This window comes from Bordetella tumulicola, from assembly GCF_054779135.1.
Genome location: NZ_BAAGYU010000007.1, coordinates 622,969 through 645,351 on the forward strand (window position 1 = coordinate 622,969; position 22,383 = coordinate 645,351).

16 protein-coding genes are annotated in these 22,383 nt (G+C 60.7%); 9 read left to right on the forward strand and 7 right to left on the reverse strand.

Annotation, left to right across the window (positions count from 1 at the left end):
* The first annotated feature begins 219 nt into the window (after nt 1-219).
* From ACYVDM_RS11275 to ACYVDM_RS11290, 4 genes are all read left to right on the forward strand, one after another.
* Nucleotides 220-8,271 (forward strand): hypothetical protein, encoded by an 8,052-nt coding sequence (locus tag ACYVDM_RS11275; RefSeq protein ID WP_460475385.1) that lies wholly within the window; start codon nt 220-222, stop codon nt 8,269-8,271.
* A gap of 267 nt (nt 8,272-8,538) precedes the next feature.
* Nucleotides 8,539-10,203 carry a thiamine pyrophosphate-dependent enzyme gene (locus ACYVDM_RS11280; protein ID WP_415785796.1) on the forward strand — a complete coding sequence of 555 codons (1,665 nt, stop codon included), beginning with the start codon at nt 8,539-8,541 and terminating at the stop codon, nt 10,201-10,203.
* A gap of 21 nt (nt 10,204-10,224) precedes the next feature.
* Nucleotides 10,225-11,163, forward strand: a complete 939-nt coding sequence (locus ACYVDM_RS11285; RefSeq protein WP_415785794.1) for a LysR family transcriptional regulator — start codon at nt 10,225-10,227, stop codon at nt 11,161-11,163.
* Nucleotides 11,164-11,314: 151 nt separating this feature from the next.
* Nucleotides 11,315-12,292: a Bug family tripartite tricarboxylate transporter substrate binding protein gene (locus tag ACYVDM_RS11290; protein ID WP_415785792.1), complete on the forward strand. Its 978-nt coding sequence runs from the start codon at nt 11,315-11,317 to the stop codon at nt 12,290-12,292.
* A gap of 75 nt (nt 12,293-12,367) precedes the next feature.
* Here the strand turns inward: ACYVDM_RS11290 and ACYVDM_RS11295 are convergent, their stop codons facing one another.
* The 4 genes from ACYVDM_RS11295 to ACYVDM_RS11310 all read right to left on the reverse strand — a co-directional run bounded on the left by ACYVDM_RS11295 (nt 12,368) and on the right by ACYVDM_RS11310 (nt 15,340).
* Complete coding sequence (locus ACYVDM_RS11295; protein WP_415785791.1) at nt 12,368-12,688, reverse strand: chaperone modulator CbpM; 321 nt, start codon at nt 12,686-12,688, stop codon at nt 12,368-12,370.
* Nucleotides 12,689-12,690: 2 nt separating this feature from the next.
* Nucleotides 12,691-13,626, reverse strand: coding sequence for a DnaJ C-terminal domain-containing protein (locus tag ACYVDM_RS11300; RefSeq protein ID WP_415785789.1), 936 nt, complete (start codon nt 13,624-13,626; stop codon nt 12,691-12,693).
* Nucleotides 13,627-13,778: 152 nt separating this feature from the next.
* Nucleotides 13,779-14,375, reverse strand: a complete 597-nt coding sequence (locus ACYVDM_RS11305; RefSeq protein WP_415785787.1) for a TetR/AcrR family transcriptional regulator — start codon at nt 14,373-14,375, stop codon at nt 13,779-13,781.
* Nucleotides 14,376-14,542: 167 nt separating this feature from the next.
* Entirely contained in the window at nt 14,543-15,340 is a 798-nt protein-coding gene (locus ACYVDM_RS11310) for an IclR family transcriptional regulator (RefSeq protein ID WP_415785785.1), read from the reverse strand.
* Between the two features lie 167 nt (nt 15,341-15,507).
* On the opposite strand from ACYVDM_RS11310, the gene ACYVDM_RS11315 reads away from it, so the two are divergent.
* From ACYVDM_RS11315 to ACYVDM_RS11335, 5 genes are all read left to right on the forward strand, one after another.
* The gene (locus ACYVDM_RS11315) at nt 15,508-16,239 is read left to right on the forward strand and encodes an RraA family protein (RefSeq protein WP_415785783.1); all 732 of its coding nucleotides are present in this window, start codon (nt 15,508-15,510) and stop codon (nt 16,237-16,239) included.
* Between the two features lie 32 nt (nt 16,240-16,271).
* Nucleotides 16,272-17,165, forward strand: coding sequence for an SMP-30/gluconolactonase/LRE family protein (locus tag ACYVDM_RS11320; RefSeq protein WP_415785781.1), 894 nt, complete (start codon nt 16,272-16,274; stop codon nt 17,163-17,165).
* Between the two features lie 62 nt (nt 17,166-17,227).
* The gene (locus ACYVDM_RS11325) at nt 17,228-18,196 is read left to right on the forward strand and encodes a Bug family tripartite tricarboxylate transporter substrate binding protein (protein WP_415785779.1); all 969 of its coding nucleotides are present in this window, start codon (nt 17,228-17,230) and stop codon (nt 18,194-18,196) included.
* Complete coding sequence (locus tag ACYVDM_RS11330; RefSeq protein WP_415785773.1) at nt 18,193-18,510, forward strand: NIPSNAP family protein; 318 nt, start codon at nt 18,193-18,195, stop codon at nt 18,508-18,510. The genes ACYVDM_RS11325 and ACYVDM_RS11330 overlap by 4 nt, the downstream gene beginning before the upstream one ends.
* 8 nt (nt 18,511-18,518) lie before the next feature.
* Complete coding sequence (locus ACYVDM_RS11335) at nt 18,519-19,337, forward strand: HpcH/HpaI aldolase family protein (protein ID WP_415785769.1); 819 nt, start codon at nt 18,519-18,521, stop codon at nt 19,335-19,337.
* Here the strand turns inward: ACYVDM_RS11335 and sorU are convergent.
* The 3 genes from sorU to ACYVDM_RS11350 all read right to left on the reverse strand — a co-directional run bounded on the left by sorU (nt 19,318) and on the right by ACYVDM_RS11350 (nt 22,209).
* Nucleotides 19,318-19,698: a SorU family sulfite dehydrogenase c-type cytochrome subunit gene (gene sorU, locus ACYVDM_RS11340; protein WP_415785767.1), complete on the reverse strand. Its 381-nt coding sequence runs from the start codon at nt 19,696-19,698 to the stop codon at nt 19,318-19,320. The genes ACYVDM_RS11335 and sorU overlap by 20 nt on opposite strands.
* A gap of 14 nt (nt 19,699-19,712) precedes the next feature.
* On the reverse strand, nt 19,713-20,954 hold the full coding sequence (gene sorT / locus ACYVDM_RS11345; RefSeq protein ID WP_415785765.1) for a SorT family sulfite dehydrogenase catalytic subunit: 1,242 nt from the start codon (nt 20,952-20,954) through the stop codon (nt 19,713-19,715).
* Nucleotides 20,955-21,147: 193 nt separating this feature from the next.
* A complete protein-coding gene (locus ACYVDM_RS11350) occupies nt 21,148-22,209 on the reverse strand; it encodes an NAD(P)H-dependent flavin oxidoreductase (RefSeq protein ID WP_415785763.1) in 1,062 nt (353 codons plus the stop codon).
* Nucleotides 22,210-22,383: the final 174 nt, after the last annotated feature.

Here is a 22,383-nt window from a genome sequence, read left to right on the forward strand (position 1 = left end):
CCTTGACGACAGGCGGGCCAAGACGCGCATTAAAGACATCTGTCCGTCACAAACCCATAAACGTGGCGCTTGCGAAACGTCGCGCTTTCATTTCGTCGAGAGAAACCGGCGATTCGTCGAAAAATTGCTGCGTTCCCCCACATTTTGCGACTTAATGAGACGGGTCTGATTGTTGCGGTGCGGCGTAGAGACGTCGGCACCCGGAAAACGGAGAACAACATGGCTGGCAGCATGAAAATTCGTCGGAAGCTGGCGTATCAACGCCACATCCTCGTGTCGTCAGTGACGACGGGCTTGCTCGCAAGCACCTCGCCCGCTTCGGCAGCTTGTACCGAATCTAACGGTTGGCAGTGCAACTACAGTACTACCGAGACGTATACAAGCATTCAGGGCACGTCAGTCGGAGGGTACAACCCACCCCACAGCAATGGCACCACCGACGGCGGTGCGAGCCCGAGTGTCACGATCAACGATACCGGTGCGACGTTTACCGTATCGTCGAACTTCGATACCTATCGCGGAGTGCTGTTCGGTCAGACGTTTGGCGGTGAGGGCGAAGACGCCGGCAAGGGAGGTGGCGTCGGCAGTGTCACCATCACAAGCTCTGGCACGATGGCGGTGAACGTCAACAGTTCTGCATCCACGCCGCGTGCCTTTATCACCGGCATATCGCAAGGCGGTGCCGGCGAACTCGATGACAACGATGACAATGACTCCAATGGAGGCACCGGTGCCAACGGCAACGACGTCCGGGTAACGGTGAACGGGACGGCGCAATACGAAGTCGACGGCACGATTTCCCGCAATTTCGAAGGGGTGCTTGCACAAAGCGGCGGTGGTGCGGGCGGCCGGCAAAATAGTGCGCTGTTCGACAATCAGCATGGCGGAGCCGGCGGCGCGGGGCAATTGGCAAAGGTCGTGAACAACGGCGCGATCAAGATTGGCGCACAAGCGCCGATCCAGAGTTCCGCCGACCTGGTCACCGGTATTCGGGCCTGGTCTTTTGGCGGCTTTGGCGGTCATTTGAACGGCAATGCTGGCTCAGGCGGCACCGTGGAGGTCGATCACAATACGGGCGCCGTACTGCAGTTGCGTGTCAACACGAAGACCGAGGGCCAGGAAATCTACGGCATCCTGGCCGAGAGCGACGGTGCCGAGGGCTTTTACTCCGAAGATAACGACGATCAGGGTGGCCTGGGCGGTCACGGTGGCACGGTCACCGTCAATGTCAATAGTGGCATCTCGGTCGATGTCACGAGCGAGGAGGTCGATAGCGGCGAGGATGTTGATGTGGAGGACGTCATTCGCACGGGTGCCGCCGTTCGCGCCGCCAGCTTAGGCGGGCAGGGCGGCAAGGGCCCGAACGGCGATGTCGGTGGCGACGGGGGAAACGCGGGTTCCGTCAACGTGTCGCTCTCGGGTGGGCTAGCCTACGACATTACGACGTCGGGCAACGGGATCAACGGTGTCGTGGCCATCAGTCGCGGTGGCGAAGGCGGCGACGGGGATGACAACTTGGCCGTGGCCGGCCGCACCGGTGGCGGTGGATTCGGTGGCAATGGCGGCGATGTTCAGGTCGTGACTGATAGGACGGCGCGTATTATCACCAAAGGCCGCTTTGCCAGCGGCCTGGTCGCGATGTCGTTGGGCGGTGGTGGCGGCACGGGAGGTGACTTTGTGGGGATCATCGGCGGAGGGGCGGGCAATGGCGGTAATGGCGGCGACGCCGGCAACGTGAAGGTTGCCAACAGTGCCTCTATCGATACGGCGGACGCATTCTCATATGGCATCCTGGCGCAATCGATTTCGGGCGGCGGCGGCGCTGGCGGTGTGGCTGCCGGCCTAGTGCTGGAAGTCGGCGGCGATGGCCAGGCGGGCGGCAATCCCGGCGAGGTGACGGTATCGAATTCCGGCATCATCGACACTAGCGGATTCGCGTCACATGGCATCTTGGCCCAGTCGATCGCCAACGGTGGCGGGGCGGCTGGAGCCGCCGGGGGCATCATCGCGATTGGCGGAACGTCCGATGCGGCACAGGATGCCGACGGCAGCAAAGTGTCAGTCGCTAACACGGGCTCGATCGCCACTTGGGGGGATGCCGCAAAAGGCTTGGTGGCCCGGTCAATTGGAGGAGGCGGCGGCGACGCCGCCGGCACCGGGGGTATCCTGAGCGTGGGCGGACAAGGTCAGGCCGGTGGCAACGGTGGCGAGGTCGACGTCACGTCCATCGGCACGATCACCACGTCGGGCCGGTTCGCGCACGGCGTTGCCGCGCAGTCGATCGGTGGCGGGGGCGGTGACGGTGGCTCTGCCTTTGACTTGGCGATCGTTGCGGGTATCGGCGTGGGTGGCGCTGGAGAGGGCGGTGGCGACGGCGGCGCGGTCACGGTGTCGGGCAGTGAGCACGCCAGCATCAGCACCACGGGCGCTGCCGCCAAGGGCATGCTGGTCCAATCGGTGGGCAAGGGCGGGGGATCTGGCGGCAGCGCAATCGGTGGCGGTCTTGCCGACCTGACTTTCCAGATGGGCGGTGATGGCGGCGGAAGCGGCTCAGGCGGAGCCGTCACGGTCGATCGATCAAACCTGCATATCGAGACGGAAGGCGGCATGGCCAGCGGCCTGGAAGTGCAATCGATCGGCGGCGGCGGTGGCGCGGGAGGCGGCATTATCACCGCCTCGGTCAGCATCGAAGTCGCCCTGAACATGGGCGTCGGCGGCACCGGCGGCGTAGCCGGCGATGGAGGCGCGGTCAATGTGAATTTAGATAACAGTTCGATCACGACACTCGGCCAGGCTGATGTGGCCGCCGTAGCCGATGTGATTGACGACATTATGAACGGCGGCGGCGACGATGATGATTCCGACGATGAGGATTCCGGGGACGACGATTCGGGGGACGACGATTCCGGGGACGATGACAATTCCGAAACTGAAGACGAAGCTCCCAAGGACGCGGATGCTTCTACCGCCATTCTCGCTCAGTCGATCGGTGGAGGCGGCGGCACGGGCGGGAACTCGGTAATAGACAACGCCATTCTTGGCATACCGGTAGAGGGGGGGTTCGGCGTCACCATCCCGGTCAACCTAGCCTTTGGCGGCTCGGGCGGTGCGGGCGGCGACGGTGGCGATGTCAATGTGGATATCTCCAATACCGCTTTGACGACCTTTGGCCAATATTCACGTGGCATTCACGCCCAATCGATCGGTGGCGGGGGCGGAAGCGGGGGAGATTCCTCTATCTATTCTTTGGCGGTTGGTACCGCTAGTACCGTGAATGTGCAGTTACAGGCCTCAGTTGGCGGCCAGTGCGCAGATGACGTATGTGTGGGCGGCGATGGCGCGGCCGTCGATGTGAATATGACGAAAAGCCCCATTTCGACCTCAGGTGACTATGCGACGGGCGTACTGGCGCAGTCGATCGGTGGCGGCGGCGGCTCGGGTGGCGCGGCCTATTCCACGCGTTATGCCTTCGGCACGTATGCCAGTGTGTCGGCATCGGTTGCCGTTGGCGGCAAAGGTAATGTGGGCGGCAGTGGCGGTCTGGTCAACGTGAATCAGGACGCGGCCAGCTACATTGTCACCAGCGGCTCAGGCGCACGGGGGATCGTTGCGCAATCGGTGGGTGGTGGTGGCGGTGAGTCGCAGGGCGTCGCCGTGGTGGGTTCCATTGGGGGGCAGATCAGACCCAAACCTGGAACGGCACTGCCGTCGCTGACCCTCTCGGTAGCCGTCGGCAGAAACGGCCCCGGAGGGGGCGATGGGGCGGCCACGACGGTACAGAACGCGGGCACTATTTCGACGCTGGGCCGCAATAGCGATGGGATCATGGCGCAATCGATCGGCGGCGGCGGTGGCCTGGGAGGCTCTGTCGGGGCCGATAATGGTTCGATACTGAATAGCCTCACGTCATTTGTAAACCACCTCAAGGACAACCGCAAACGGCTGAAATTCAGCACCAGTGGCCGGATGTCGGTTGCCGTGGGTGGCAAGGGCGGCGCAGGCGGACAGGGCGGTCTGGTCACCGTCAACAATCAGGGCGACATCAACACGAGAGGCGACTACGCTGACGGCATCGTGGCGCAGTCGATCGGCGGTGGCGGTGGTGAAGGCGGCCTTGCCTCGGCCGGCGGCAAAACGTCGTTGTATTCCGGCGTAATTTCCGTTGGCGGCTCCGGCGGCGCCGGCGGCTTGGGCGGGCAGACGGATGTCAATCTGCTGGATGGTTCGTCCATCGTGACCCAGGGCGGCATGGCATATGGCGTCTTGGCACAGTCGATCGGCGGTGGGGGGGGCATAGGCAACGTTGGGACCGCTCTGTTCTCTGGCACCTTGAATGTCGGTTCGAGCAAGGGTGGAAACGGTGGTGATGGCAGCCATGGCGGTGCGGTCAACTTCGCGGCCCACGGCGACACCATCGTGCAGACCTCGGGTGACGGTTCGCACGGCGTGGTGCTGCAGTCGATAGGCAACGGTGGTGGTGTCGGCGGCACCGCCGACTATGGTGCGAACTCGTTCATCCTGGACTACTCACTGGTGCTGTCGCTGGGCGGTCACGGTGGCAACGCCGGAAACGGCGGGACCGTGGCGGCCTGTGGTTATGGGAAGGACTGCTCGTCCGTTCAGATTTTGACCAAGGGTGATCTGGCCACCGGATTGATCGCGCAATCCGTAGGCGGCGGCGGGGGGGTAGGTGGAATCAACGACATCTCCAACCCGAAGGGGGTCTGGGGCGCTTTCAGGCCCCTCAACATTACGACGGGGCTGGAAATTGGCGGTCATGGCGGCGCGGGTGGCGACGGCGGCAACGTTCTCGTCGAAGGCGACTTTGCCATCGGCACCCAGGGGGATTTCTCGCCTGGCCTGTTGGCACAGTCTATCGGCGGCGGAGGGGGAGTGGGTGCCTCCCGGTCACTGTATCCCTGGGAGAGTGGCCTCAACGAAGGCGAGCACACGACCGCCCAACTCACCGTGCATCTCGGTGGGCGCGGTGGAGACGGTGGTGATGCCGGTGTGGTGTCTCTACAGAACACCAACGATGTCGTAACTCTGGGCGACGTATCGCATGGCATGGTGGCCCAATCGATCGGCGGCGGCGGTGGCGTTGCGGGCGCTGCGGTGAAATCGTTGGGCAGCGATGACACTAGCGATCCCAGTGGCGCGCTTCCTACTGAATCGTTGCTGTACCTGAATGTCGGCGGAGATCCCGGCGACATGGAGGACATTGACACGTCCGATGACGACGACGACACCAGACAGTCGGAGAAAGCGGTTGGCAATAGCAATCCTTTGAAAGAGCAGGACGCCGTGTCGGTCGCGGCACTAGGCTCGGTGAGCACGAGCGGCGATTGGGCCATGGGCGTGCTCGCTCAATCGATCGGCGGCGGCGGCGGGGCAGGCTATATCAGTTCAGATACGGAGGATATGTCCTCGCCCACCGTCGGTGCCGTAAAAGTGGGTGGCGGTGGCGGTAGCAACGGGTATGGCGGCGACATTGCCTTGCGAGTGGATGGTGCCGAAACGACAGGCATCGTTACCGCCGGCGATGGCGCGTACGGCATCCTGGCCCAATCCATAGGCGGGGGCGGGGGCCTCGCTGCGGTTCTGGCTTCCGGAACGGGTATCAAGATGAATGTAGGGGGAGCACAATCTTCCGATTCATCTCATACCCAGGACGGAGGCAAGGTCAGGTTGTATGGATCCAAGACGATTGTGACAGATGGCGCCGATGCTCATGCCGTGGTGCTGCAATCGATCGGCGGCGGCGGCGGGGTGGCGGGGATGACGTTGCCAGCCGATGGCGGCAGTGTGGCCGGAGACATCGTCGTGGGCGGCACTGACTATGGCAACGCGCAAACGGTCACGGTCGACAATGCCGTCTTGCGCATTGGTACGACCGGCGATCGCGCTTTTGGCCTGGTCGCGCAATCGATAGGCGGTGGCGGCGGTATCGCGACCAGCGGCGCTGGCGTCGGGCTGTCGCAGGTGACACTGGGCGGTCAGGGCGACGCGGTCGGCCATGGCGGCGAGGCGAAGGTGACCCTTGCTCAAGGGTCTCAGGTCTACACAGAGGGCCGTGGTTCGCATGGTGTCGTCGCGCAGTCGATCGGCGGCGGGGGTGGCATCGCGGGCGATCCCTCGATCGCCACGCTAAGCGTGTCGCCATCGGCCGCCGATGGTGGCTCCGACGCGGGCGGGGGCAATGGCGCTGCCGTGACCGTGTCCGTCAACGCCGACATCGTCACCGAAGGTGAGAATGCGTTTGGCATTCTGGCCCAATCGATCGGCGGCGGGGGCGGACTGCGCGGCGACTCGTCGACTGCATCCGCAGGCCCCACCGGTGTCGACCGCACAGGAAGCGGCGGTTTGATCCACGTGACTCAGTATGGCAATGTCTCCGCGACAGGCAACAATGCCGTGGGGATATTTGCCCAGAGCCAGGGACCCTCCGCCGATGGCAGAATGGATCTGACGATCAATGGCAATGTGGCTGGCGGCACTGGCGAGAAAGGGGCGGGTATGTGGCTGGTAGGGGGCAACCAGAATTGGTTGTCCGTGGTGGCGGGTGCGCAGGTTTCGGCCGCATCGGGCGTTGCCATACGCTATGACGGTACCCGTAGCACCAGCGCAGGCAGTGTCCTGACGCTACAGAACGCGGGTGTCATCGTCGGCGATATCTTGATGTCCAATCTGGACAGTAATGCGGCGGGAACGGTCACCAACGTGGGTGCCGGCACTGTCAGCCCGGCGGCGATGACCGCGATGACCGCGAAGGTCGCTGCGCCGGTCTCGAGTGGGGTTCTGGTGGGCGCCCGACGCTACGATGCGAACGTGATCAACGAGGGGACGCTGATTGTCGGCAACAATAGCATCGTCGACAGCACGGCGATTTCCGGCGACTTCACGCAAGGCTCGCAGGGCACCCTGGTGGTCAATGCCGATTTTGAACACCGCAGTGCCGATCTGCTGCATGTGAAGGGCAACGCTCGACTCAACGGCAAGCTCGACATCGCGGCTCTGTCGTTGCTACCCGGGCGTCGCGTTACCGTGCTGGCTGTCGATGGCGATGCCACAGGCCAGTTGGCACCCAGAGAATCGCCGATTTTCGATTACGCGCTTTATCGTGACGGCCAGAAATATCAGTTGTCCGTCGACGGGGCCGATTTCGACGCGCCGGCATTGGAGTTGGGCTCCAGGCAGGCCGATATCGCCGGTCACTTCCAGGAGATCTGGGATGCGGGCGCGCCGGGCAAATTCGGCAAACTGTTCGCGGCGCTGGATAACGTAGCCGAGCAAGGGTCGGGTAATTACCGGGACTTGCTCTCCAATCTGTCGCCTGATGTCATGTTGGCGCCGGCCACCCAAGCGCAGGCCAACATACAACGTTTCGGCAGCACCTTGATGAGTTGCCCCACGTTCAAGGACACGGATGCGATGACCGGCGAAAGCGAATGCGTCTGGGGACAGATTTCGCATCGTGAGTCGCGCCAAAGCAGCCAGGGTGATGTGTCCGGTTTTTCGGGTGACAACACGACCTATCAAGTGGGCGTCCAGAAAAAGGTCGCGCAGAACTGGTTTGTGGGTGTGTCTGCAGCCTATCAAAATGATTCGCTGCGCAGTGATAGCGGACGGGTCGGCAGCTCGGGCGATACCGGCTTCCTGGGCGTTGCCCTGAAGCACGAAATCGGCCCATGGCTGTTAGCGGCGGGCTTGAGCGGCAGCTACGGCCACTACGACACCAAGCGGCAGGTCGGTGTGCCTGGATTCGGCGGTTCGGCCTCCAGCGATCCCGACGTCTACAGCGCCGCTGCGCGCCTGCGGGTGGCACGCACCTTCGCCTTCCCCTCGTTCTACCTGAAGCCCTACATGGACATCGATGCGATCTATGCTCGTATGCCGGGTTACAGCGAAAACGGCAGCGACGTCGCCTTGAAGATCGATGGCAGCGATCAAACCACGTTCGCCTTCTCGCCCACCCTGGAATTTGGTGGCCGAGTGGATCTCAAGGGGGCGACTGTGCGACCCTACGCCTATGTCGGCGCGACCTTCCTGACCGACGACGAGTGGAAAACGCAGGCACGCTTTTCCGGCGCGCCGAGTGGCAGCCGCGGGTTCCAGACCTCGCTGCCGATCGATGACTCGGTGGCACGCGTCGGGGCAGGCCTGCAGATCTCGACCAAAGGCGGCGTCGATGTGCGCTTGCAGTATGAGGGTGAGTTTTCGAGCCACGCCTCGAGCAATAGCGGTTCCCTGAAGGTGGGTATCCCATTCTGACGGCAACTCGCCTCTGGCAAGGTGAGTGAAGAAAACGCCGGGCTTGCTGCCCGGCGTTTTCATTGCGGCCGCTGCCGACGGCGTTTCTTAGGCGAGAGCATCAGAAACTACGTAAACCGCAGATCTGTCGTGCCGCGAAGATCGTAAATCTGTAGTGCCTCAATGGCATAGCTGATATAAAAGCTATGCCATTGTTCAATACGCTTGCGTTGAACACAATAATGCCTCGGTGCTTCGCACGCTCTACCAACGTCCCTGATAACGCTTATGACTGCCACTCCTGGATCGACCTCTGCTCATGCGCTGCTGCGCGTATTCTCCAACAATGGAATAGACCGTGTGTACCTGGTGCCTGGTGAAAGCTATCTGGGTGTGTTGGACGCCCTGAGCGATTTCAGTGATATCGATGTGGTGACCTGCCGTCACGAGGGCGGGGCGGCCTTTATGGCGGCGGTAGATGGCAAACTCACCGGTCGACCTGGCGTGGTCATGGTCAGTAGGGGACCGGGGGCGGCGAATGCCGCGATTGGCCTTCATGCCGCACAGCAGGACGCGGCACCGATGATCCTGATTGTCGGCCAGGTCCCCAAACGGGATTTGCGCAAAAAGGCTTTTCAGGAGATCGACTACCAACAGATGTATGGATCGATCGCCAAATGGGTTTGCGAGGTCATCGAGCCGGAGCAGCTCGCCGTCGCCGCATTCAAGGCGATACGCGTCGCAACGTCGGGGGTGCCGGGGCCCGTCGTCCTCGTCATTCCCGAGGATATTCAGCAACAAGAGGTCGCACAGCATGCATGGGTGTCGCAGCAGTCCATTCCGACGCGTCCCAATCCGGCGGATGTGGTTCAGGTCAGGGCATTGATCGAACGATCCCGGCGTCCGTTGATCATCGCAGGCAGCGCGCTGGCGCGGGAAGGGGGAAGGCAGGCACTGAAAGCGTTGGCCGAGAAATTTCACTTGCCGGTCACCGTGTCGTTTCGGGGGCATGATCTCTTTCCGAATAGCCATCCGCTGTATGCCGGTAATCTGGATCTGGCGAATCCCGAACATCAGATGCAGGCCTTTGCGTCCAGCGACCTGATCCTTGCGTTGGGCACGCGTCTGGGCGATGTGACGACGCAAGGCTATACGTTCCCGCGATATCCGCGGCCCGCGCAAAAACTGGTGCATTGCATTGCCGATGCCGAGATTGTGAATCAGCATTTCGCGGCCGATGTCGGCATCGTTGGCGATGCTGCTGCGCTTTGTGAGGCGCTGCTCGACAGTGATCTCGGCATATCCATCGATGACGAACGGCTATCGTGGGTCAGTACGCTGCGCGGGATCCAGGAGCAATACGCCGCCTGGCCCAACATCCAGGTATCGGACGGTGTGCCTTTTGTCGAAGTGGTGCGCTCGCTCAAGAAGCAGTCGCCGAAGTCGGTGAAAATCTGTCTGGACGCGGGCACGTTTGCCGCGCCGGTTTATCGTCATTTTGCCTTTGACGATGAGCAGCGACTGATCGCGTCTTTTTCAGGCGCGATGGGTTACGGTACGCCCAGCGCGATCGTGGCACAACTGCGTAACGCCGGGGACAAAGTGGTTTGCCTGGTCGGCGACGGCGGGTTCATGATGACGGGCAACGAAATGATGGCGGCCGTGGATAGAAAACTGCCGATCTTGTTCATTCTCTCGAATAACCATTGCTATGGTTCGATCCGAATTCACCAGGATCGTACTTATCCGGGACGCTATGTCGGAACGAACATCAACAGCCCGGATTTTGTGGCCATGGCTCGAAGCTTCGGCGTACCGTCCGAGTTGGTCGATCGGCTTGATCAGGTCGACTCCGCCATCGAACGCGGGTTGGCTGCCGACGAACCCTACTTCATCGAGGTCGCGACCAGCCTGAATGCGGTGCTTCCCAGCCAGCGTGCGACACCGGGCTAGATATCCTTTAAAAGGTGATATGTGGATCTCAAGCGTCTAGAGTATTTCCTCTTGGTGGCTGACTACGGCAGTTTTTCCCGGGCATCCAGCACGATTGGCGTGGCACAGCCGGCGTTGGGTCGTCAGGTGCAACGCCTCGAAGAGGACTGTGGCGCCAAACTGTTTTACCGACATGGCCGCGGGGTCACACTGACACCCGAGGGAGAACTCTTTGCCGAGCGTGTTCGGCCGCTGTTGAAACAGCTTGCACAGGCTGCGGATGGCCTCGCTGCCGAACGTCCGCTTTGCGGCGCGATCACGATCGGCCTCACGCCCACGGTGATGTCTCTTATTGGATTGCCGTTGCTGCAAAAACTGCGTGCCGTTGCGCCGGGTATCCGGTTGAATTTCCTGACTGGCTACAGTGGTTACGTCCATGAGTGGATGGTCGACGGCCGCTTGGACATCGCCATCTTGCACGACGCCAGGCGGTCGCAGCATATTGCGGTCGATCCTCTTGCGACGGCGCGCCTGTTTCTCGTGTCGCATCCGCGGCTTATCGTCAAGGCTGGCTTCAAAGGGCGCGACAGCGTCTCCCTGGCCGAGCTTGATGGCCTGCCCATGGCATTGCCCAGCCACTCGCACGGACTGCGCCGTACGCTGGACCAGGGAATGAACAAGGTCAAGGCGTCGCTGGATATTCAGTACGAGCTTGATACGCTGACCTTGATGAAAGAAGTCGCGATCGCGGGGATTGCCCATACGGTATTGGCGATGCCCGCCGTGGCGGCTGAAGTCAAAGCGGGGAAGCTGAGGGCGACGCCCCTTGTTTCCCCCGAGCTGGCAACTCGGCTGATGATCGCGACGTCACTGAATCGGCCGCTCACCCGTGAGGGTCGTGCCGTACTTGCGCAAATTCGCCCTGTGCTGCAAGAGGCAGCAAGTTCAGCCCCCGTACCTCTGCATCTTGAGGTGCATTGAGTATTGACCGCATACTTTCTAAACTAAAAAAGCATAGCTGATACAAGAGAAAAGCCATAGAAGACTGGCTCGATGGTCAGCATAATTCTCCTGTGCTCTAGGTTCAAGCGCGCGTGACTCTCATGCAAACAATATTCTGGGGAAGAGACATATGCTTAAAAAACTATTCCGCACGATGGTCGCTAGCTTGATGCTGGCAACGGTTATCGGTGCGCATGCCGCCGAAGACGATTTTCCGAATCGTCCCATTACCTTGATTATTCCAGTAGCCGCCGGCGGCACCACCGACATTGCGGGCCGCGCATTGGCCAAGCAATTAAAAGACGAGCTAGGCCAGACCGTGATCGTAGAAAATCGTGCCGGGGCGAGCGGTAGCATCGCGAACGCCTACATCGCGCGAGCGAAACCGGATGGTTATACGCTGGTCCTTTCGTACGAAGGATTCCATACCGGTAATCCGGTACTGACCAAGGATCTGGGCTGGGATCCGATCAAGGATTTCACGCCTATCGCCGAAGTCATCCGCGGTCCGCATTTGATTCTCGTGCCCGCGAGCTCTCCGGCCAAAACGTTGCAGGATCTCATTGATCTCGCCAAGGAAAAGCCCGGCACGATCAACTTCGCGTCCTCCGGTGTCGGTTCTATCCAGCACTTGGGCGGTGAGCTTTTCAAGATCCAGACTGGTGTTGATATCGTGCACGTACCGTACAGCGGCGCCGCGCCCGCCATGCAGGACTTGCTGGCGGGCCGCATCAATATGTTCATCACGACGCCGCCCACGGCGATGTCTCATCTGGAGGCCGGCACATTGCGTGCCCTGGCCATCACCAGTAGCCAACGACATCCCAAGTTGCCGAATATACCGACCACGGCTGAAGCCGGCCTGCCAGAGTTTCAGCTCGAGGCCTGGTTTTCAGTCTTTGGCCCTGCCAACATGCCCGACGACGTCGTGAAGAAACTGACGACCGCCATGGAAAAGGTGATTACCTCCGAGGAGTTCAAGGCCCAGATGAATGCACAAGGCTCCAACGCAAGTTATCGATCACCTGACGAGTTGGCCCAAATCGTGAAGGACGATCTGGCGAAATGGACCAAAGTGGTGGAGACGGCGGGGATCACCGCGAACTAGCGACTTACCTACCTGTACGCTGTCAGGTGTTGGGTGCCAACCAGGCAACACTGCTCTGGAATTACTGATCGCTTATCAAACGGGATACCTGTTAGTCCGCTGCAGTTGGGCCCGCAACTGCCGGACCTCCTGACTCAGGTCCAGGATCAACGCGACCGCATCCAAGCTTGCGTCGAAATCTCGTTCGAGTTGACGAGCTTCCCGTGCACGTCTCAGATCCTCGCTGTGAAAACGCCAGTCTTCTGGCTGCGCGCCTGTCGCCTCGACGATACCGACCGACACCAATTGGGCGATCCATTGCACCTCGACTCCGCAGGCGCACGCCAGTTCATCCGCGCTCAACGGTTGCGCCTTGCCCACGATGGTGTCGCTGGTGGCTATGACTACTGTTTTCATGCTCATTCCTCCAAGTGGCGGCGGGGATTGAAGGGCAGGTCTTGCTGCATTTTTTGATAAGCGGCCCGGGCGGCGTCAGTATCGGCGGGCGGCAGGATGACTTCGAGTATCAGGTACAGGTCTCCGGCGGGATTACCCGGAATTCCTCGGCCGCGCAGCCGCAGTTTGCGGCCGTTATTCGACCCTGCCGGGATGGTGACTTCTACCGTACCGCCAGGCGTGGGGGCGTTGACGCTGGCGCCCAGCGCCGCCTCCCAAGGCGCGACGGGCAATGTCATGGTCAGGTCACGTCCATCCACCGCATAGCGCGGGTGAGGCTTGAAACGGACTTCAAGGTACAAGTCGCCATTTTCGCCGCCGCCATGTCCAGGCATGCCCTGGCCCGATAGGCGGATGTACTGGCCTTCGCGCACACCAGCGGGGATACGCACACTGAGCGTGCGTGTTTGCATTTGTGGCTGGTGCTGATCGTCCAGATGTACCGCGCGTAAACTGATGTCGCGCGTGGCGCCTTTCAAGGCGTCCTCGAGGTCGATCTCGATGATGGCATGATGGTCTTCGCCACGAGCCCGAAAATTCTGGTGCGCAGAGTGCCGCTGACGACCGCCGAACAGCGAGGAGAAAAACTCGCTGAATTGCGCTTCCTCGCCCGGCGTTGCCGTGTGACGGAACTCGAAACCCTCGTCCCAGCCAGGTGGCGGCTGAAACTCCCCGTTTGGCGAAGCGCCGCTGGCGAGTTTGTCATACGCCTGACGTTTCTCCGCGTCGCGCAGCACGTCGTAGGCCTCGTTGATGTCACGCATGCGTGCTTCGGCGTCGCTTTCTTTGCTGACATCGGGATGATATTTGCGGGCAAGCTTGCGGTAGGCGCGCTTGATCTCGTCATCCGAGGCGTCTGGCTTGAGGTCCAGTGTCTGGTAGTAGTCCTTGAACTCCATCCATCTCTCTCCCTGCTAGTTCCGTGTCCATGGTAACGCCATGGCTTTTGACTGCTTGCCTATTATGCTTGGTCTTTGGGATTTACCTATACGGTCGAGGTCGGATTCATCGCGCCGAATCGCACGTGGGCGCGCTCCGGACAACCCTCGACTCATGCCCGGTCGGTGGGCGCCTGCAGACGGTCGATTGCCGTTCGGGCGACGGACGAAAATGCTTCAGGCCGACCGAATGCGCGCGCCGTCAGCATCGCGCCGTGAATGGTCGACATAAAGGTTTGTGCTTCGACATTTACGCTCTCGCGCAGCTGAAACTGACCCGTCGAGACCCCTTTTTCCAGGGCGGCTCCGATCCAGGCCGTCAGGTCCGAAAAATAGCCGCGTACTTCGTCGGCGATCTCTTGCGGGATCATGGGCAACTCCGCCGCGAGCATCGCGCAGATGCACATGGTCGCCGTACCCTCGCGTATGCACGTGGCCCAATAATCGGTGTACGCCGTGAGTTGGCCCAGCGGGTCATTGACTTGCTGCGAGAGCGCGGCCAGCCCTTCGCGGGATTGCTCGCGATGCTTCAAAACCACGGTAAGCACCAGTTCCGCTTTACTCGGAAAATGGTGATGGATACTGGCCTTGCCGATATGCACTCTGTCGGAGATATCCGCATAGCTGAATCCGTTATAGCCACCCGCGGCGAGCAATAGCTTTGTGTGCTCGGCAATCTCGGTGGCTCTGGGGGATAGTTCGAGGCTCATGGAAAGGGATGGGGTCGATTTGCGTAAAAGGTATGCAACGGCACGTGGCAAACGCACTCGGGCCGCCATGATGGCATTGATAATCACATCAATCTACTAGTTGGTTGATCACATGTCAAGGTTGTGAGGATCAGAGGGAGCATGCAACACGGTAGTAGGGCGGTGGATTACGGCGCGACGTCCCGCGCTGATGCGCTCACGCATGTTTTTGCGATACGTTGTGCCAGCGGATAAAGATCATCTGCCACCTGCGCTTCTCCGATTTTCTGTAAGAGTTCGGTCGGCATGGCACGGGCCAGGCTTCCCAGCAGCCTGCCGCTAGGCGCCAGAATCGGGACGGCCACACCGCTGACGAGCGGAGTGATGGTTCCGTGGCTGGTCGCGTATCCCGTGCGACGCACTGCCATCATAGATCGTCGAAATTCCTCCCAGTTGTCGCCCAGCCTTGCGTTGGCGATGGCTTTTGTATTCTGCAAGTAAGTCTCGCGAATTTGATGTGCTGATAGCCAGGGAAGTAATGCTAACGATGCGGCGCCTTGAAATAACGGAAAGGGTATGCCACGGGCGCGGCGGATCGTGATGCGTTGCCCACTACAGTCCAGTGTGTCCGGACCTGCATTGAGGATACACAGCACCTTGTCTTCGTACAGATTGTGCAGCAGCAGGGCAGAGTTGCTTGGCGCCTCGTGCAGGACTTCAAGACCGGCCCGATACAGCGGATCGGTCAGCGCCATCAAACGTTCCAGCTCGATAATTCTCGGCCCTAGACTAAAAACGCCGGGTGCGGTGGGTGTCACCAGTCCGGCGCAGGCTAACTCTCGCAGATAACGATAGGCCATCGACCGCGTGTACTTCAGATGCTCTGTAACGATCTCAACGGTCAAGACCGGGTGCTCGAGCGTAAACAAGTCAAGAATGGCAAAAGCGCGCCCCAAGCTTGACCCTCGGTCGTTGTGATTCGTCATGAGGGATCCGTATCTCATGGCGGCAGCATAGCGCGGCGATAGTTTGAGATGTTGGGAAAACGGAAAAATCCCAGCATTTGAAATCTATGGGTTTCTTAAGTCTGGCGCTACGCTTCGTGGCTTCAACGTGTTCCTTGCCGCGAGTTCATTGACGCCTTCGACCCGAAATGATTGATAAGCCACTAACGGGGCGTGTTCCGCCCGAAGCGATTCGTTATACGACACTGCCGCGCCTGGATTCGGACGTGCTGGCACGATATGCCGCGCTTGAGGATCTGACAGGTACGGTGTCCGACGCCATGGATATCCTGGGGCTGTGCGGCGCAATCCCGGCGTCGGTGTTGCAACCCACGTTAGCATCGCGTCGGATGATTGGGCAGGCCGTCACGGTACGGAACGTAGCGCGTCGAGATAGCCCCACCACGGCGGCTGCGACTGGCAAGAGCTCAATGGGTGAGCACGAGGCGTACAACCAGGCCGAGCCCGGCGATGTCGTGGTTATCGAGGGTTTGATCGGCGTGTCGAACATGGGAGGGCAATCTGCTGCCGTCGCTCATCGTGCGGGCTGCGCCGGTGCCATTATCGACGGTTCTTTTCGCGACCCCGACAGCAGCCGTGAACGTGATTTTCCGATCTGGTCGCGCGGCGTGACGCCTATCACAGGCAAATGGAGACTGCAGACCGTAGAAATCAATGGATCTGTACGCATCGGCGGGGTGTCCGTTGAGGCTGGGGATCTGGTCTTGGCCGATGAGGCCGGCGTGGTGTTTATCCCCTATGCACATGCCGAGAGTGTGTTGCTGCAGGCAGAGAAGATTGACGCTGGCGATAACCGGCAGAAGGCCGACATCGCGGCGGGAATAGACCTGGCCACGCTGGCGGCGACTAAATACAAATAATTCGATACCGAAGAAAGAAGCGAGGAGATTTCATGATTGAGACTCAGGTTCCCATTCATGTTGCCGTACACGCGGGCGACATCCTGGGGGAGGTACCACTTTGGTGCGCGCGCAGTCAGCGTCTGTGGTGGGTGGATGTTCGTCGGCCGGCGTTACAGTCGTACGAGCCTCATAGCGGCATGCACTCCGCTCAACGCCTGCATCCAGCGCTTGTCACCGGATCAATGGCCTTGCGCGAAAAAGGCGGGTTTTTGTTGGCGGCTCCGGGGGGCTTGTTTATTTTTGACCCGGCTAGCGGCGAGCCCGAGCAGTTGATCGCCGATCCGTTGCAGGGTGCGCCGGGAATGCGGCTGAACGACGGGAAATGTGATCGTCGCGGCCGTTTTTGGGTGGGCAGTATGCACGATACCAAGCGGGATCCACTGGGTACCTTATATCGGCTGGATCCCGATGGTCGGTGTACCGCCAAGCTGGATGGTTTTGTATTACCTAATGCCATCAGTTTTAGCCCCGATGACCGCTGCATGTATTTTGCGGACACACATAACCAGATGATCTGGGTTTTCGATTACGACATTGACGCGGGCGAGATTTCTAATCGACGCATCTTTAAGGACTGGACACACCAAGAGGGGCGGCCCGATGGAGCGACCGTAGACGCCGACGGGTTTGTATGGAACTGCATGGTCGCAACGGGGCAACTCGTGCGTTTGGCGCCGGATGGTCGGGTGGATCGCATTATCCAATTGCCGGTGACCAATCCCACCTGCCCAGCCTTTGGCGGCGACGACCTGGGCACGCTATTTATCACTAGCCATTCTCAACGTTTTACGCCTGCGCAACAGGCGGCAGAACCTTTGGCCGGTGCATTGTTAGCGCTGAATATCGGCGTGCACGGACTACCGGAGCCACGCTACGGTGGTTGAAGGCTCTCTGAGCGTTGCGTGCCTCAACGAGAAATGGACACAAGATCCGAGGAGACCTCATTGTGTTATTGACACTTACGCATTTCGCCCGTGTATCACGCATTTTTCTGCTTGTGATCGCAGGTGCCGCCGCCATGCCGGCTCAGTCGACGGATGTAGTGAAGATCGTTGTGCCCTTTTCCGCTGGCGGGCCAACGGATCAGATCGCCCGGATCGTAGCACCGGGATTGAGTGAAGCATTAGGCAAGACCGTTATCGTCGAGAATCGAGGAGGGGCGGGCGGTACGGTGGGAGCCGCCTACGCGGCTAAGGCCAAACCGGACGGCAGCACGATTCTGTTGAGCACATCCAGCTTGGTACTGAGTGCGGGGACGACGTCCAATCTGCCCTATGACGCGCGTCATGATCTTGATCCGGTCTACCTGCTGGGCGAAGTGCAGACGATGCTGGCGGTGCGCCCTGGCTTGAACGTGGAGTCGTTGCAGGCGTTGATTGCCAAGGCCAAGGGTCCAAAGAACCTCAATTACGGCTCGACTGGCGTGGGCGGCACGATGCACGTGGGGGCCGAACTTTTGGCCCGTACGGCCGAGGTACCTCTCGTGCATATTCCGTATCGTGGCGCCGCGCCGGCGTTGGTGGATTTGATGGCCGGCAATATCGACTTGGTGAATGCTGACGTGCCAGTCCTCAAACCGTATATCCAGGATGGACGCATTCAAGGGCTGGTGATTTTCGACAAGCGACGTTCGCCCTTATTGCCGGATATTCCAACCGCCGAGGAAGCAGGTATGCCGGAATTGCAACTGACGAATTGGTACGGCGTGCTGGTGCCTAAAGGTATGCCGGTCGCAGCGCGCCAGGAACTCGAGCGGGCTCTGGATGAAACGGTTCACAGGCCTGAGGTGGCTGCGAAATTGGCAGATGCCGGGTTTAGCAATCCGCAGAATGCCGCTGCTTTTAAGGCTCGGTGGGACGCGGATTTCGAACGTTGGTTGCCATGGTTGAAAGAGGCGGGGATACGGACTGAATGATATTCGAGCAACGCACCTACACCATCACCCATGGTCGCATGGAAGATTATCTCGAACGTTACGAGCGGGACGCGCTACCGCTGCAACGTAAATATTTGGGACGTCTGCTGGGATTTTTCTTAAGCGAAATCGGCCCGCTTAATCAGGTTGTACATATTTGGGTTTATGACAGTTTTTCGGACCGTGAGCAGCGACGCCTGGCGTTGGAAGCTGACCAAGCATGGCAGGCTTTCAAGGTGAGTAACCGGGGTACTTTTGTGGCACAGGAGGTCAAAATTCTTACGCCGGCTTCATTTTGTCCCATTCATATTTGAGATGAATCATGAGCACCCTGGTTGACCTTGCCCGTAATCCACTCAAGGACCGCTTGGCTAGCGGCGCCGTCGTTGCCTCGATGAGCTTGCGTATCATGCGTAGCCACGAGATCGGGCGTATCGCGGCCAGTGCAGGCTTTGATACGCTGTATGTGGATCTGGAGCACAGCGTCTTGTCACTGGAAACGACGGCTTTGTTGTGCCATGCGGCGCGCGAGGCGGGGGTCGTACCTTTGGTACGTCTGCCAGCGGTTGATGCCTCGTTGATAGGCCGCGTGCTTGATGGCGGAGCAATGGGTTTGATTCTTCCACATTTGGAAAACGCGAGTCAGGCGCGCGCCGCGGTCGATGCCGCCTTATACCCGCCTCGGGGCTCACGGTCGGTGGGCACCGGACAACCCCTGTTGCACTACCAAAGCTTTCCGGCAGCGCAGGCTTGTCGCGCGCTGAACGACGCTGTGTTTATCGTTGTTATGGTAGAAAGCGCGTCAGGTCTTGCGGCGGCAGATGCAATGGCCGCAGTCGAGGGTGTCGACATGCTGTTTGTAGGATCGGGGGATCTAGGCGCCGAATTAGGGTGGCAGGCCGACGACGACGAGGTCGTGGCGGCTGCCTTTGCCAAGGTGCTGGCTGCAGCCAAGCGTCACGGCAAGTTTGTAGGGGCCGGAGGGGTAACGAATCGTCCTCAACTCATGCGCCGACTACTCGATATGGGAGTACAGTATTTTTCGGTTGGCACAGATATGAGCTTCATGATGGCAGGGGCGGTTCAGCAACTGAGCGTTGTCAGGCAAGCGGCCAGGCTGCCTATTGGGTCGCGCCTGTAGCGCTGGAGACGTACTGCGCCAACACGTCCACCTCCGCATCGCTGAGCGATTCAAAAGCGGGCATGACACCAATGCCATTGCGCAGCGCCTGGGCGACGCGGTTGGCATCGGGTTTCAGTTCATCGAGGTTGGGGCCGATGGCGCCTACCGCGCCCGCGTCGGCCAGCGTATGGCAGACGGCACAGGCGGGCGTGGTGTTTTTGGTAAAGAGCGCGCGGCCGGCTTCGGCATTGGCGGGTTCGGCCGCGCCGGCACAGGTGGCATACAGACCGACCAGGCCAACGGTGAGTGAGGGCAGGAAAAACCGCCAGCCGCGAGCGCGGCAGCGGTCGTGAAGAGACTGCGCAATTGGGTGCTGCATCGATGCCGCCATGTTTATGACACGTTGACCGTCAGCGCATGGTCGCGCCAGCTGGAATTCAAGTAGCCGCGCACATTCTCGACGCGGTTCTCGACCTGTACATTGCCTTCGGTGTCTTCGACACGGCTGGCCAGGGTGTGCTGGCCGGCGGGCAAGTCGACGGCCAGGGCAAACTGGCGCCAGGCGTACTTGCCCAGGTCAGGGCCTACCAGCGCGGCCTGCTTCCAGGTCTTGCCGCCATCGATGGACACGTCCACGCGTTTGACCGCATGAATGCCGCCAAACGCCACGCCGCGCACCAGCGCGCGGCCTGCCTTGACAGGTGCGCCTTCGGCACCGGGCGCGGTGATCCAGGATTTGGGACCCATGGCCCAAGCCGACGGCTGGTCGGGGCCGGGTTTGGCATCCATGGGCGCCAGACGGTAGCTGGTTTGCTGGATCTTGGCGGGGCTTTGCTCGGCCGTGAACGCCAGGCGCTTGATGTACTTGACGTTGTTGACGCCCGTATAGCCTGGCACGATCAGCCGCAACGGCCCGCCGTGCGCCAGCGACAAAGGTTCGTTGTTCATTTCCCAGGCCAGCATGGCATCTTGCAGCGTGTCGCGCGGCACCGAACGTTCTACCGTCAGGGTATTCGGATCCAGGCCTTCAGGCAGTTGTTCGCCGCCGGTGCCCGTCATGTAGGTGGGGTCGCCCTCGATGCCGCCCAGGTATTCAACTAGGGTGCGCACTGGAATGCCCGTCCACAATACGCAGCCGGCCGCGCCAACCTGCCATTGCGTGCCGCTGGGCTTGTGGGGAAAGAATCCACGGCCGTTGCCCGAACATTGCAGCACCGTGGCCATGGTGTCCACGCCCAGTGTCTTGAGCTCGCCCAGAGTTAGCGTGCGTGGATTCTTCACGCCCTGGATCTCGACCGACCAGGCATCGCGGTCATCGAGTATGGAGGCATCGGGCGGTGGCAGATTGTTGCGCACGTACAGTTCGCGCGTCGGCGTGATGACGCCGTCGCCGAATGCGCTGCGTCGGGTCTCGATGGTATTGGCGCTGTGGACGATGACGCTATCGGCATCTTTCCAGGCGGCATACGGCGGTAGCGGTTTGGCTGCTGTCGTCGCGGCGGGGACAGCGGCCTTGCTGGTCGCTGGTTCGCTGGCGCGCACGACGCCGGTGGCGCCCAGGCCGGCCGCGGCCAACGCGCCGGCGCTACCGGCCAGCAGGCGGCGACGTGCGGGATTGAGGGGTGTAGTCTCCATGGCGTGGCTCTCCGTTTGCCGCGCATTGCGGGGGCGGGCGCGGTATTGTGATTATGCTGCGCCGCCTGGCGGCGTGCCGCCGTGACGACGCATGCTTGCCATGATCGGCAATGCGTGCCTATATGTCAATCGGTTGTAAGCATCTGGGTTTTTAGTCAAAAAATATATAAACCCATTTGCACTCTGGTATCCGCTACTTCGCCAATTCAGCCGCCAGCGTCGCGACCAACTCGGCGGCGGGTAATGCGCGGGCCAGCGGCGCGCCTTGACCTGCCCAGTGCGCGGCAAATTCATGATTGCCTCGCTTGGTAGCAGCGGCGATTAACTGCTTGGCGGCATCATAGGCATAGGGATAGGCCGCGGGGGAGGGGCTGCCGTCCGCTTCGCCATAGGCGATATAGCGATTGAGCAGCCCTCGTGCCGGGCGGCCCGACAGTACGCTCGTCAATCGGGTGGACGAGGCACGCGCGCTTTGGAGATTGGCACGATAGCCGTCATTGGCGGCGGATTCGGGGCAGACTACGAACGCGGTGCCAAGCTGTGCGGCGGCCGCGCCGAGGTCCAGCATGGCTTTGATACCGGCGCCGTCCATGATGCCGCCGGCGGCGATGATGGGCAGTTGGGTTCGCCGTACCAGCAGTCGCACGAGTACGGCAGTACTCAAGCGCTCGTCAATCGCCTCGGGGTTGAACATGCCGCGATGGCCACCGGCCTCGATGCCTTGCGCGACGATGGCGTCCACGCCAGCCTGTTCGATCAGAGCGGCTTCGTGCAAGTTGGTGGCGCAGGCCAGGGTGTAGATACCGGCCTGGCGTAGCGCCTGGACGCGATCGGCCGCCGGCAGTCCAAAGTGAAAGCTGACGACCGCTGGGCGTTGTTCCATCAGCATGTCAAAGGCCTCATCTCCCTGCAGAAATGAGCGATAGATTTCGGATAGCGCTTTGGGTAGCGGCAAGTCCATTTCCGCGAACAGCGGGGTGAGATAGTTTACCCACGCGGCATCGCGCTTCGGATCCGGCGCGGCGGGCGTGTGGCAGAACACATTCACGTTAATAGGTTTGTTTGTGAGCGCGTAGGTGTCCTGGATCATCTGGCGCGCCTGGGCAACCGTGCTGCCGCCAATACCCAGCGAACCCAGTGCGCCAGCATTCGAGACAGCCGCTGCGAGCTCGGGTGTCGCGGTACCCGCCATCGGTGCCTGAATGATCGGATGGGAAAGGCCCAGTCGAGAAAGCAACTGTTCAGACGCACTCATGATATCTCCTATTTTTGCCGTAGGGCGGCTCGCCGCGAGGTGGGCAGCAAGCCGAAGGCGCAGCGTGGGTTTTTTTGCAGCGTGACAATGATGATAGTGCGTTCTGATTGCCGAAGCATAGGCGTGCTGGTGACTGGACTCAAGTCATCCCATCACCAGCACGGCTCACTGCAC

Bases quoted from the DNA above. Each gene is read 5' to 3' on its own strand.
- ACYVDM_RS11275 (WP_460475385.1), top strand. From the start codon at position 220: ATGGCTGGCAGCATGAAAATTCGTCGGAAGCTGGCGTATCAACGCCAC.
- ACYVDM_RS11280 (WP_415785796.1), top strand. From the start codon at position 8,539: ATGACTGCCACTCCTGGATCGACCTCTGCTCATGCGCTGCTGCGCGTA.
- ACYVDM_RS11290 (WP_415785792.1), top strand. From the start codon at position 11,315: ATGCTTAAAAAACTATTCCGCACGATGGTCGCTAGCTTGATGCTGGCA.
- ACYVDM_RS11295 (WP_415785791.1), bottom strand. From the start codon at position 12,688: ATGAAAACAGTAGTCATAGCCACCAGCGACACCATCGTGGGCAAGGCG.
- ACYVDM_RS11300 (WP_415785789.1), bottom strand. From the start codon at position 13,626: ATGGAGTTCAAGGACTACTACCAGACACTGGACCTCAAGCCAGACGCC.
- ACYVDM_RS11305 (WP_415785787.1), bottom strand. From the start codon at position 14,375: ATGAGCCTCGAACTATCCCCCAGAGCCACCGAGATTGCCGAGCACACA.
- ACYVDM_RS11310 (WP_415785785.1), bottom strand. From the start codon at position 15,340: ATGACGAATCACAACGACCGAGGGTCAAGCTTGGGGCGCGCTTTTGCC.
- ACYVDM_RS11315 (WP_415785783.1), top strand. From the start codon at position 15,508: ATGATTGATAAGCCACTAACGGGGCGTGTTCCGCCCGAAGCGATTCGT.
- ACYVDM_RS11320 (WP_415785781.1), top strand. From the start codon at position 16,272: ATGATTGAGACTCAGGTTCCCATTCATGTTGCCGTACACGCGGGCGAC.
- ACYVDM_RS11330 (WP_415785773.1), top strand. From the start codon at position 18,193: ATGATATTCGAGCAACGCACCTACACCATCACCCATGGTCGCATGGAA.
- ACYVDM_RS11335 (WP_415785769.1), top strand. From the start codon at position 18,519: ATGAGCACCCTGGTTGACCTTGCCCGTAATCCACTCAAGGACCGCTTG.
- sorU (WP_415785767.1), bottom strand. From the start codon at position 19,698: ATGCAGCACCCAATTGCGCAGTCTCTTCACGACCGCTGCCGCGCTCGC.
- sorT (WP_415785765.1), bottom strand. From the start codon at position 20,954: ATGGAGACTACACCCCTCAATCCCGCACGTCGCCGCCTGCTGGCCGGT.
- ACYVDM_RS11350 (WP_415785763.1), bottom strand. From the start codon at position 22,209: ATGAGTGCGTCTGAACAGTTGCTTTCTCGACTGGGCCTTTCCCATCCG.